Source organism: Leptospira harrisiae (genome assembly GCF_002811945.1).
GTDB lineage: Bacteria > Spirochaetota > Leptospiria > Leptospirales > Leptospiraceae > Leptospira_A > Leptospira_A harrisiae.
This window is the reverse complement of record NZ_NPDX01000001.1, coordinates 787,099-800,093: the sequence shown is the minus strand read 5'-3', so window position 1 is coordinate 800,093 and position 12,995 is coordinate 787,099. Positions and strand designations below refer to the sequence as shown.

The window sequence follows — 12,995 nt, the reverse complement described above, 5'->3', positions numbered from 1 at the left end:
AATTTTAAAGTTAGAATCCAGAGTTACTATTTTGAACTTTAAGCGATTTTTTCGATATCACCTTTTAAGATCGTGATGGGTGCTTCTTTTTTAAGAACTGTTTCATCTGTCACAACCACTTCCAACACATCTTTACGGGATGGAATCTGGAACATAAGCTCCATCATAATTTCTTCTACGATGGCACGAAGTCCGCGGGCTCCACTTTCTCGTTTAATCGCTGTTTGGGCAATGGCTTCGATGGCAGACTCAGTAAACTTCAGTTTTACGTTCTCAATATCAAACATCTTTTGGTATTGTTTGAGAAGGGAATTTTTTGGTTCGGTAAAAATGGATTTCAAACTATCGATGGTAAGTTCATCGAGAGTGGCAATGATCGGAAGTCGACCGATGAACTCTGGAATCAGACCAAATTTCATGAGGTCATCTGGAATCACATGGTGCACCACCGATTCCCCTTCTTCGATTTTACGACCTTTGTCATTTACAATTTCGTTGGAATGGAATCCAATTGATTTGACTCCAACTCGTTGTTTGATGATGTCACTAAGACCCACAAACGCTCCCCCACAAATAAAGAGGATGTTTTTGGTTTCTACTGGAATGTATTCCTGATGAGGGTGTTTACGCCCCCCCTGTGGAGGCACATTGGCAACAGTCCCTTCAATGATTTTGAGTAGAGCTTGTTGTACACCCTCGCCACTCACATCACGAGTGATGGACGCAGAATCAGACTTACGAGAAATTTTATCAATTTCGTCAATGTAGATGATTCCCATCTCCGCACGTTTGACATCGTTGTCAGCGTTTTGGATGAGTTTGAGAATGATGTTTTCTACGTCCTCGCCCACATAACCCGCTTCCGTAAGAGCAGTTGCATCTACGATCGCAAAAGGAACTTTTAAGATACGGGCGAGAGTTTGTGCGAGAAGTGTTTTTCCAGAACCAGTAGGGCCAATGAGCATGATATTGGATTTTTCCAATTCCACATCACCCGCCTTACGTTCGTTATGGAAAATTCTTTTGTAGTGATTGTAAACAGCAACAGACAAAGCTTTTTTAGCTTGTTCTTGTCCAATCACATACTGGTCTAAGATTTTTTTGATTTCGGTTGGTTTGGGGATGTCACCGACAATGGCAGTTTTTTCACCACCTTGCGGCTCTTCTGCGATGATTTCATTACATAGAGAAATGCACTCATCACAGATATACACACCAGGACCAGCGACAAGCCTTCTTACTTCGTCTTGGGCCTTTCCGCAGAAAGAACAATGTAATTTTTCTCTGGAATTACCCGTTTGGCTTGGACGTTTGGTCATGATTTAAGCCCCTCGATTAAGCTTGTGGCATCTGTTTGCGTTCTTGGATGACGTTGTCGATGATGCCGTATTCTTTGGCTTCTTCGGCACTCATAAAGAAATTTCTCTCTGTGTCTTTACGGATTTGGTCAGAAGATTTTCCCGTATGTCTTCCATAAAGATCGATGAGTTTGTCCTTGATCTTGATGATTTCTTTTGCTGAAATTTCGATATCGGATGCTTGTCCGCCTGCTCCACCGTAAGGTTGGTGTAACATAATTCTAGAATTAGGAAGTGCAGAACGTTTTCCTTTGGCTCCACCTGCAAGAAGAAGCGCTGCCATAGAGGATGCTTGTCCTATACAAAGAGTTCTTACCTCAGGTTTGATGAGTTGCATGGTATCGTAAATGGCAAGGCCAGAACTCACATACCCACCAGGGCTATTGATGTATAAATAAATATCACGGTCAGGGTTCTCAGCCTCTAAAAACAAAAGCTGTGCCGAAATGACATTAGCATAGGTTTCGTCGATAGCAGATCCAAGAAAAATGATCCGATCTTTCAAAAGCCGTGAAAAAATGTCGTATTGGCGTTCGCCACGGCTTGTTTGTTCGATTACATAAGGCATGAGTGTAGACATAGTTTACTCTTCTTTCCCGCTAAGAATTTTCTCAGCTTCTTCCGTTGAAATAGTCTTAGGCGACTTCTTTTCTACCTCAGCGTATACAAACTCGTCGATTTTATCAAACAGGAATTTGTCACGGTAGAAGGTTTCCGCCTTTTGTTTTTGGACTTCTTTTTTCAGGGATTCGGTCGGAATTCCTTGTTGAACCGCTTCTTTTTCGTATCCAGACTCCACTTCTTCGTCAGAAATCTGGATTTTGTGGTCTTCCGCAATTTTCTGCTTCAAAATATAGGTTTGGATGCGTTTTTCAGCTGCTTTTGAGAAGGATTCGCGAACTTCTTTTTCTTCCTTGTTCAAGCGTTTTGCGTAGTCAGCAAGGGAAGATACAGGAAGGCCAAATTCACGCATAAAGTTTTGGAATACGGTTTCTGTTTCTTCGTAAATCAAAGATTCAGGAATGATGAATTTGGATTCTTTGATGATTTCGTTATAAGCATCATCTGTGGCACGTTTTGTGAGTGCGTTTCCAAAAATTTCGAGTAATTGTTTTTTGGTTTTTTCTTTTAACTCTTGTAAGTTGGCAGAACCATCCACTTCGGATGCAAAGTCATCGTTGATTTCAGGATAAGTGACTTTGTAAATCGCAGAAACAGTTACTGTGTAAACAATGGTTTTCCCAGCAGACTCTGGAGATTGTGGGTAAGAGTCAGGGTATGTGAAAGAAAACTCTTTTGTTTCGTTTAGTTTCATCCCAAGGAGATTGGTTTCAAAACCGGGAGGGTTTTGCGGAGCTCCCATTTGGAATTTTCCCACTTGGCCTTGTTCCGGGTATTCTTTGTCTGATTCTTTGAACTTATAATTGATTTCTAAAAGGTCAGCAGATTCTACAGGTTCTCCCTCTTCTTTCAAAGAGTTACGAGCCATGTTTTTTTGGATCCCTTCCAATTCTTTTTGAATGTCCGCATCAGAAATTTTAATTTCTTTCGGTTGGATTTTGATTTTCTTTAACTTTGGTAAGGTGACTTCTGGTTTGGTGTCGTAAGTTGCTTTGGCTTTGGCACCAGTATTTTTATCAAAAGTTTCCATTTGGAATTGTGGCAGGCGAATTGGTTTGTGTTCCAATTTATCAAACAGGTCTGCCATTGCTTGGTTCAGCATAATGTTGGCTGCATCATCCATAACCGAATCACCGAGAACCTTTTCGACCATATTGAGAGGTGCTTTTCCGGGACGAAAACCAGGGATTTTTACTTTTTCGGATGCATTTTTGTAAGCCTTAGAGTAGGCAGTGCGGACTTCTTCAGCGCTAAATTGAATGCTGAGGTCACAAGTTGCGTTGTTATTTTTTTTAGCAGTAAATTCCATCGTATTATATCCAGTGTAAATAAAGAGAGTGTAGTGGAAAGAAAAAGAAGCGTACCTTCATTAGCGGGAAACGGGACTTGAACCCGCGACCCTCTCCTTGGCAAGGAGATGCTCTACCGCTGAGCTATTCCCGCAGAAGGTTTGTGAAACCATCATTTGGAATCTGGACAAATCGGCAAGGAAAAAAGATCAAAATCACATAGGAAAATCGGGGGGTAAAGGGAAATCTCCAAACTCTGAACTGATCGAATGAAAAGTCGTTTAGACCAACTAACTGTTATTTAGCGAGAGGGCCAGGTTTGTTCTGTCCAAGCCTGTTCCCAAAACATCCATTCGTAATTACAACTTTGTTGGAAAGCGGCCACAGCCCGTTTTTTAGAATCTTCATCAGCAAGATCTGCATACTTTTGCAAACGAGCCAAAAGACCTGTCATATATTCATTAAACCCAGGATCGGAATACATGAGTAACCAAGAGGCATAGGGATGGTCGTCAGGGATTGTACCCTTTTCCTTTAAAAGATGTTGCCCAAGTTCAATGTACAACCAAGGACAAGGAGTTATGGCGGCAAATCCTTCCACTACCGAGCCTTTGACAACCGAAGCAATCATATGGTTTTGGTATGCTAAATTGTTAGGAGTTGGTTCTGTTTCGGAAATGGTTTTGGCATCGTAACCAAGTGTTTTTCCATACCCAATGTGGAGTTGGCCTTCTACAACTAGTGCCATTTTTGCCGCATCAATTAGCCAAAGTTTATCCTCCGGATCTGTGACCCTTGTCGAAAGAATGGCACAGGCATCTGAAAAAGATTCTAAATACTTGGCATCTTGGATTTGGTAAAAACGAAAGAGTTTGGGATCTAAGGTTCCATTTGCAAGAGCAAGGACAAAGGGATGAGAAAAGGATGCACCAAATGATTTTTTTGCGGATACTTTGCATCTATCAGCAAAACTAGGGATGGGAAAGGAAGTAGACATTCTTTACTCCAAAAATATTATTTTACAAGTAATGGTTTGAGGTAAGGGTACACAGTGTCCGCTACCAATTTATGTCCAGCTTCCGTTGGATGGATTCCATCCTTCTGGTTGAGTTTTCGAATGGAGGCCACTTTTTCTAATATAAAGGGAACTAGAGGAACACCTTCTTCTTTGGAAAGGTCTGGATAAATTGAATTAAATTCTTTTGCGTATTTTTTTCCCATATTTGGGGTGGCATACATCCCAACTAACAATATCTTGGTGTTCGGGTATTGGGATTTGGTTTGGCGGATCATTGAACGTAAATTTTCTTTTGTAACAGAAGGACTAATCCCGCGTAACATATCATTGGCACCTAACTCGAGTACGAAGATAGATGGTTTTTCTGCCAAAACCCATTCCAATCTTCCGAGCCCTCCACTGGTAGTATCTCCCGAAACTCCAGCATTTGTCATTTGATAGGAATAACCTTCCGCTTTGATTCGATTGGTGAGGACATGAGGCCAAGCGTCTTCAAAATCCAATAATCCATATCCGGCAGTGAGTGAATCACCAAAAAAAATGATTCGTTTTGTGTTGTTGGAACTTGAGGATTCCTGGTTTTTGGGATTCGAATTCTCAGAAGAATTTCCGCAAGCAATCATAAGTAAAAAACTAATAAAGATAAAATACCGCATCATCCATTAGATTGTTTGGATTTGGTTAAAAATCAAACATTTTTAAAGTGTTAATAAATTCCGTCTGCGTCGTAATAAAAGGAGACACCAGGCATGATATAAAATTCGGTCACTGTGTGTTTGATGGAACCTGACATTTCAGAAAATCCAATGTACACACTTCTTGCGGAATAATCACTTCTTGGGACATTTCCAATGGTATCACCTAAATATGTATCGTAAGTTCTTTTGACATCTTGGCGGATCATACCGATATCCAAACTAAACCGGCAATACTGAAACGAAGTTTCCAGATTTAGAATGGTTCCTTTGTCTCTAACTTTTCCACCATATGCGGGAACAACTCCATTCAAATTGGAACTTCCATCTGTAAACACTTCTTGGATGATTTGAGAACCTAACACAGAAAAGTTTCCTTTTCTATCTAACAATTCCACACGAGCTCGAAGTTCCCACCAGTCGCGAAGTTTAAACTTTGCAAAAATTCCAGGTAAAATTCCTTTCATCGAATATTCGGCATTGGCATCCCCACCTATGGACCAGGTGACTTTATTGGGAACAGCTGCCTCGGGCCTACTCGTAGAATACGAACCATAAGAAATATTATTTCTTTCCGTATAACGGTGAAAATTGATGGAAGGACCAATCATAAAAATCTTTGAAAAAGGATGTGTATAAGAAAATCGTAAATGTTGGCTCACTCCTTCAAAACGAAGTAACCGATTTCCTTCGAATGTACTTGCCCAATAGGTATCTGTTCTTGGAGAAAAGAAATTATTGGATGCGGGTAGATCCCGGCTATAAACACCGAGAGATGTATCTTCCGCAAATTGAACTTCGAATTTATTTTTATAACCGTATCGAATGTCCCAAAACTGAGAATTCACTCCCAAATCTTTGGCAGGTTTATATGGAATTGAAAGTGGAGCGCCAGGTTCTCTGATTTGACGAAAAAGAGAATTTTGAAACCAAGCAGGTCCTGTTTCATTTAAAATGGCAGGAGATAATTTTCCAATCCCCCAACCACCCCGAATCATCAACCTATGTTCATACACTTGGTTGAAGATATCCATTCGAGTTTTATTATCTTCTCTATCTTCTAGTGGAACAGAAGTTTGTTTTCCAACTTCTGCACCTTCTTGTTTTGTTTCCTCAGCTGATAAAGAAAAGAAAACTCCAAACAGGAAAATCAAAAATACAAAGGAGTGTAGGGATGTAAAAAAACGGTACCAGAAATTAATAAACAATACGAACCGTCCCAACGTAAACTTCTGTTCTACGGTTTTTCTTTTCCGCAAGCATTGTATCTACTATTTTTTGTAAATCAGCGAAACCATCCACTTCCTTAAAACGTTCTTCAACAATTCTGTGAATTAGTTTTAATTCAAGTTTTACAGATTGAGAACGTTCCTTACTTAACTTAAGGTTCATTGAGAATGCACCCACACTATCCGTGTGTCCACCAATTCGACAATTGGTTTCAGGGTATGCTTCCATAGCGTCCCCAACTTTGGCGATGAGTTCTTTTGCTTTTGGAGTGAGAGTTGATTTTCCAGATGGGAATGCTACGTCCCCATCGATCACTATTAAAAGTTCTCGTAACCTTTTTTCATCATCTTCAATACGTTTGAGTTCGACCCCTTTTCCAACAAGACTTCCTCCTACTTCTTCAAATGGAGTTCCGGAGTGTTCAAAATCACTGCGAAGACCTTTATACAATTTCTCCAAATATTCGGAAGTTCCCAGTTTATCCAAAGAACCTACGGGTAAACTCCCCAAATAGTCACCGGCTTTCTCTTCTTTAGGAATAACACATCCGCAGAATTTTTGAAAAGCAACTGAATCCTTCCATTCTTGTTTTACAATACTATTGCAATTGATAACAAATAACAAAAGGAAGGTGGAATGGATTAGGATTGATAAGTATATTCTTTTACGCATAAAGCCAACAGTCCTTATCTTGAGAAGTGACTGGGAAAATCAAATGAAAATTAGTTCAGCTAAATTTAACAGATTTAGAAATAAAAAGGAAAATCATTCTACCATAAAGTTGACACATACATTAGGGCTTCACCCTAAAATTTCAACTTAGATTCCACTACAAACTGCTTGTTTTTTCACCACCAACTAACACAAACATGGACATTGTTTCAAATTTCTATACTCATTGGTTTTTCGTTGCTCCGATCTGATTACTGAAAACAATTGGACAAGCTAAAGCCACTGGAAACCGGAAATGATTATGAACTTATACCAACAGATAAAATCCTCACTTTTGATTCTATGTTTATCTTTCTTTCTATTCCAAAGTTGCAGTGGACAAGTTTCTGCAGGGGATACGTTTTTATTTGGGTTAAGTGAAAAGTTTGATCGACTGTTTGGAAACGAAGCAACGGTTGCTTGTTCCTCTGATGTAACGATTTCGACAAAGGCTGTGTCGCTTGTTGAAGACGGAAATGTTTCAGCATCATTTAGCACAACGGAAGATTCTGGAATTACACCTGCACCGACTGATAGCGACTTTGGATACAGTAGTTTCGAAACTTGTATTTATCCAAATTCTCCGTTTTCAGGATCTGTTGAAATCCCAGTATCTTTGTCATCTAACTACGGCTCAAGGGTCACTTCCACTCAATCTGTACCTGGACCTTCTGCTCTACCATCAAAACTCACTTTCACTGGAAACGGATTAGCTGCGAGACAATGCCTAAGATTCACAGTTGTCAACGATACCGACAGAAGTCCAGTTGTAGATCCAATGACCGTTGTTTTAGGAACGATGGTTCAAAAAGACGGAAGTGGAAATGTAACCTCAGGAACTTATTCAGCAAAAGATGCCTGCGATATTTCAGTATCCCTAGAAGATGATGAAGCACCTGGAGTTCGCGTTTCTAATATCCGAGTGATGGAAGAACCAGGCCCTTCTGCTACAACCACCAACGGAACTTTTAAAGTTCGGTTAAGAACAGCGCCGACAGCTAATGTAACGATTCCAATCAATGATGTTTATGATGCAGTGAATGTTGGGAATAGAGAAGGTACTGCAAATCCCAAAACACTCACATTCACGACTGCAAACTTTAATACTGACCAAACTGTCACAGTCACTTCTGTCGATGACTTAGAGTTAGATGGATTAAAATCGTATACTATTGAACTAGGAAAAACAACCAGTGCTGATTCTGAATACAATGGAATCAAACCAAGAAACGTTGTGGTTTATAACCTAGACCAAAGTGTGCCCGGATTTAGCGTACTTAAGTTTAGCGGTGGTGCCACCATCAATTCTGCAAGTTCAAGCATTTCTACAATTGATGGATTTGCAACTGATGAGAGTAATCGATTCGGTGACAAGTATGCAAACTTTCAAATTCGACTTCGTTCCAAACCAACAAATAACGTTACTTTAAATTTTACATCTAATTGCGGAAGTAAATGTACGATTCAAACACCATCATTGGTATTTACACCGACAGATTGGAATGTCTACCAAACCTTTCGTTCAATTGGTGCCACAGATTCAGCAAATTCGGGAAACCAAGATTACACAGTTTCTTTTACCGTAAGCTCTTCGGACTCAACGTATAGCACAACCGTTTACAAACCTAATTTTTCAATTCGTTCTTGCGACAACGATGGAACTCACCTCATTCAACCTTGTAATTATTCAGGTTCACCTTACGGCACTATAAGCGGTCGACTCAGTGCACAGGAAGGAGGATCTACACAAATTTGGCTCATCACACAATCTTCTCCTGCATCCCCAGTCACCGTCGGACTCACATCTAGCGACCTGACAGAAGGGACTGTTCCTGGGACTGTCACTATCGATTCGAGCAATTTCAATGCTATGGAAACAGGTGCAGCCACAAATAGAATCGGACTAACCCATGTGGATGATGCGTTGGTTGACCTCACACAAAATTGGATGATAACAACCAACACATCTACGGGAGGATTGGCTTATGACCCTCTTGATATTTATGCATCCACCACAGATGATGAAAAAGCATTCTATGTAACGCACACCGGCTCTCCGAGAGAAGGCACAGCAAATGTTGCCACAGTCCATGTTTGTTTGGGAGGGAATAACCCAACCCAACCAGTGGTTTTGAATATAACTTGTAAAACATATACATCCACGGAAGCCGCTTACAACGAATGCGGAGCGATCACAACATCTCCCATCACATTCCCTGTAAATAGCGAAGTAGAACCTGGATATGCATCTGATTCTGGATGTGCCAACTCAGCGAACAAACGCTCATTTACAGTCAGTGGTCTTGACGATAATTTTGCTGATGGAAATCAATCGTTTGACATTCGTTTTGCGATGGTTGCCAATACAGATACCAATTACCAAAATGCATCCAATCCTTCCGACCACTCCATCACCAATGAAGACGATGAACCAACAGGAAAGAAAATATTTACAACCTCCGGATCCTATAAAGGAGAAATGGGAACAGATGGAGTCTTCGGTGCTGACCTTACCTGCAACAATAACAAACCTGCGGGCGTTTCTGGAACTTACAAAGCTTTGATCATCAGCAATAGTGTTGGAGATGCATCCATTGCCAACCACCGAGTTCCTGGCGGAGTCAACTGGGTGCTTTCACCTAACTATTATTATTATCGCTGCACAGGTTCAGGATATAATGTTTGTAGTGATGAATTCACAAGGCTCTTTTACACCAATGGTTCTGCAACTTTTGATCCAACAGCGATGTCTCGTGATTTTTCAACGACTGCCTCTGATGAATTTTGGACCGGAATGACAAATTCCGCATCTCTAACCCCCGCAACACAAACTGCATTAAACCCAGATTTAACTGCGTGTAATGATGCATCGCTGGTTTACCGACAGAACTGTCATGGATTCAATTACGAAACTTGTACAACAAATGCTGCTACATACTTCTATGGAGAGATATGGGTTCGCAGCGGCAATGGCTCTGTGTCCAACGCATCAAGAAGATGTGATTTACAGAAAAAACTAATCTGCGTTGAACAATAGAGACCCATTCCTAAAGCAACTTTAACTTTTCTTTCAGCATCTTGGCGGCCATCGTAAAACCGCCGTCAGCTCCATCGACAAAATGAACTTCTTCGGAAGAGGCCACTTTTAAGACACAAGTCATAAGCGACCTGTTGGAAACAAAGATCCCATAACGGAGGAGACCTTCTGTTTCCAATTGGTTCAAAAAAGAAACAAGTGCTTCCCTATGTTCCTTTGATCCGTCAATTACCATCTTAAGAGTTCCATCATACTTACGAAAGTCAGCAGAAAGAGCTTGGTAATCTTTTAGTTTGTCGAGAGAATAATGACCTGACTTTAGAGGGATTCCAAACCGCATCGCAAAAGCCATAAGGGTTCTTTCGATCCAAATTTGAGTTAATGTTAAATAGAATTTGACTCCGCTGGATTTACCCACACGAGCCAGGGCTTCATTGCGTAAATAAGGACCCGAATCAAGTTCAATGTTGTTCACACGTAATGGATGGTAATCACCCTCTTCTCCATATTCAGAACGAATAAAATTAAGGACACGAGTGACCGTTTTTTTACAAACTTCAAAATCTTTGTGAATGGGTTTTACAATGAGAGAAACAATCTCGCCTCTCTCACTGGGAACGTCTTGCCAACGACAAGTAAATCCGGTAAAATCAGCGGGAATGATTTTTTCGTTTTCGCGAACCAGATACGATTCGTCTTTTCCTTCTTTGATCCATTGTTCTGCAAGAGTTAAGGCATCACCAAATAGAGAACATTGAACGTAGTGAGAGGAAGCACGAAACTTACTCAAAAACAATTCTGCCCCGGCACGATACAACTCCTGGACAGGAACAATCCCTGCGCGCATTTCTAAACCAAAGGCAGCCTTCACCTGCGAAATGGTATCAGCAATGGCCGAACGAATGGGAAACAATAAATTGACAGGCAATAAAAATGTCACCCCGTCCCCGCCAAACACAAAAGGGAAATTCATATGTCCATAAACATTAGCAACAGCAATGGCCGTTAGCCCACCTGCCGTATTTACATCTTTGTATCTTCCTTCTTCAATCGCCTTCGTGGATCCAACAATGTCTGTAATGAGGACAAACCAATCATCAGGAACTTTGGTTGGCATACTGCCATCAAATAGATTTGTAAAACTAGGACTCGGTATTAGGTTTTTATAAAAGTCATCCACAAAAACTCAGACGTTGGATTCGAATAGAATGTGGATTTTTTTCTTGGTTGTCTCGGAAAAGCCGTCCGTAGATCGTACCATCATAGCTTATGAACCAAGTTTTACTTCGCACATCCTTTTCCCTCTTTCTCCTTTTTGGATTTTTTGGCTCTTCCTATTGTTTTGGATTTTATCTTACAGAACTTGCCGCCAATGAACGTAAAACTTGGTTGGAAACAAAAGCTTGGTCCATCACCAATGCAATGACAGAAGAAGAACTTGTCGGCCAAACCATCCATATCGCCATCCCACAAAAGACGGTGGATGAAGTGGCACTAAATGAAATTGCTGCCACCAAACCAGGTGGAATCATTCTCTTTGGAAAAAACTTAGGCAAAAAAGAAGAAATCCTTACTCTCACTCATGGATTACAACTTGCTGCAAAAGACGAAGGTCTTGCTCCATTTTTTATCTCCACCGACCAAGAAGGTGGTCGCGTTTTCCGTGTCCAAGATGGAATTACACCTTACCCAGGTGCGATGGCTGTTGGCCAAACTGGAAATACGGAATGGGGAGAAGTGGTTGGTTTTGTAACCTCTTATGAACTTCGAAACCTCGGTCTCAATTTTCTTTTTGCACCAGTTCTCGATATCAATAACAATCCATTAAACCCTGTCATCAACACACGTTCGTTTGGTTCTGATTCCAAAAGAGTTTCCGAAGTTGCCGTAGCATACGAAAGAGGAGCTAGAGTTGGTGGTTGTTTGCCAGTCATTAAACACTTTCCAGGACATGGAGATACCACTGTCGATAGCCATTTGGGGCTCCCTATCATTAACAAAACATTGCAGGAATTGGAAACATTGGAACTGGTTCCCTTTAAACGATCCATTGCCGGTGGAGCAGAGGCAGTAATGTCTGCCCACATCATGTATCCAAAAATTGATCCAAAGTTTCCGGCAACTCTATCAAAAACTATTTTAACGGATGTTTTGCGGAAAAATTTAAACTTCGATGGAATTATCATCACCGATGCTATGGAGATGCATGCGATTTCCAAAAACTATGAAAAAGACAGACCAGGAGTTCTTACCATCCTTGCTGGTGCCAATATTGTCCTTCTAACAAGTTGGGGGGAAACAGCAAAAAAATTCAAAGCACAACTGACAGAGGCTTATCAAAATGGTGAGTTTCGTTATGTGGACAAAGACGGTAAAGAACGTGATAAACTAAAAGATGCAGTCCAAAAACAAATCCGAAAAAAATTGGAACTTGGCCTTTATGATGAAAACTCCATTTTACCAACCGTATACGATGAAAATCCAAAACAAAAAGAATTCTTAACCAATTGGAACCAAGAAAGAATCCAAAGGTACACAAAGTTAAACGAATCAAAAAATTTTGTAAAAGAAATCAACGAAGAATCCATTCGTGCCTATCCAAAATCCTTTCTGTCATCCGGGATTTTGCCTTCGGAAACTCTTTCCTTTGTAAAAAACAATCGTTTAAAAGAAACTCTCAAATCAAAAAAGATAAACACTTTGACTTTTAAATCTTTTCCAGCCCAAGTTAAAGACAAAACAATTTCTACTTATGTTTTTGATTCCACGTCCGAAAACGAAGTTTTATCCATTGCGGCTTTAGCCAAAAAATACCCAAACAAACGTTTTGTGGTCTTACACGGAGGAACTCCGTTTATCAAACTCCCTGAGTATCCTAACTTACAATATTTACTTTCTTTTTCCTTAACCCAAGGTTCTTGGGAAGCATTTGGCGAAAAACTCACTTCTGGAAAAGAAATTCCAAAAGTGGATTTAATTTTATTACCGAAAGGGTCAAAGACACCTTCAAAAGGTGCCTTTCCTGAGAGGTTATAG

General features: G+C 40.4%; 10 protein-coding genes and 1 tRNA gene. 2 read left to right on the top strand and 9 right to left on the bottom strand.

Features of this window, described 5'->3' with window-relative positions:
• Positions 1 to 38: 38 nt before the first annotated feature.
• The 8 genes from clpX to CH364_RS03680 form a co-directional block, all read right to left on the bottom strand.
• Entirely contained in the window at positions 39 to 1,319 is a 1,281-nt protein-coding gene (gene clpX, locus CH364_RS03715) for an ATP-dependent Clp protease ATP-binding subunit ClpX (RefSeq protein WP_100742266.1), read from the bottom strand.
• 16 nt (positions 1,320 to 1,335) lie between these two features.
• Positions 1,336 to 1,938, bottom strand: coding sequence for an ATP-dependent Clp endopeptidase proteolytic subunit ClpP (gene clpP, locus CH364_RS03710; RefSeq protein WP_100742265.1), 603 nt, complete (start codon positions 1,936 to 1,938; stop codon positions 1,336 to 1,338).
• A 3-nt stretch (positions 1,939 to 1,941) separates the two neighbouring features.
• The gene (tig, locus tag CH364_RS03705; protein ID WP_100742264.1) at positions 1,942 to 3,288 is read right to left on the bottom strand and encodes a trigger factor; all 1,347 of its coding nucleotides are present in this window, start codon (positions 3,286 to 3,288) and stop codon (positions 1,942 to 1,944) included.
• Positions 3,289 to 3,350: 62 nt separating this feature from the next.
• A tRNA-Gly gene (locus tag CH364_RS03700) sits at positions 3,351 to 3,422 on the bottom strand.
• A gap of 147 nt (positions 3,423 to 3,569) precedes the next feature.
• Positions 3,570 to 4,265, bottom strand: coding sequence for a TenA family protein (locus tag CH364_RS03695; RefSeq protein WP_100742263.1), 696 nt, complete (start codon positions 4,263 to 4,265; stop codon positions 3,570 to 3,572).
• A gap of 17 nt (positions 4,266 to 4,282) precedes the next feature.
• Entirely contained in the window at positions 4,283 to 4,942 is a 660-nt protein-coding gene (locus tag CH364_RS03690; RefSeq protein ID WP_207762234.1) for an arylesterase, read from the bottom strand.
• Between the two features lie 50 nt (positions 4,943 to 4,992).
• Positions 4,993 to 6,189, bottom strand: a complete 1,197-nt coding sequence (locus CH364_RS03685; protein ID WP_100742261.1) for a hypothetical protein — start codon at positions 6,187 to 6,189, stop codon at positions 4,993 to 4,995.
• Entirely contained in the window at positions 6,179 to 6,883 is a 705-nt protein-coding gene (locus CH364_RS03680; protein ID WP_100742260.1) for an OmpA family protein, read from the bottom strand. The genes CH364_RS03685 and CH364_RS03680 overlap by 11 nt, the downstream gene beginning before the upstream one ends.
• Before the next feature lie 301 nt (positions 6,884 to 7,184).
• Here CH364_RS03680 and CH364_RS03675 point away from each other — a divergent pair, with 301 nt between their 5' ends.
• Positions 7,185 to 9,959 carry a DUF1554 domain-containing protein gene (locus CH364_RS03675; protein ID WP_100743381.1) on the top strand — a complete coding sequence of 925 codons (2,775 nt, stop codon included), beginning with the start codon at positions 7,185 to 7,187 and terminating at the stop codon, positions 9,957 to 9,959.
• Between the two features lie 10 nt (positions 9,960 to 9,969).
• Here CH364_RS03675 and CH364_RS03670 read toward each other — a convergent pair whose 3' ends face one another.
• On the bottom strand, positions 9,970 to 11,139 hold the full coding sequence (locus CH364_RS03670; RefSeq protein WP_100742259.1) for a DUF3095 domain-containing protein: 1,170 nt from the start codon (positions 11,137 to 11,139) through the stop codon (positions 9,970 to 9,972).
• An 89-nt stretch (positions 11,140 to 11,228) separates the two neighbouring features.
• On the opposite strand from CH364_RS03670, the gene CH364_RS03665 reads away from it, so the two are divergent.
• Positions 11,229 to 12,995 (top strand): glycoside hydrolase family 3 protein, encoded by a 1,767-nt coding sequence (locus CH364_RS03665; protein WP_100742258.1) that lies wholly within the window; start codon positions 11,229 to 11,231, stop codon positions 12,993 to 12,995.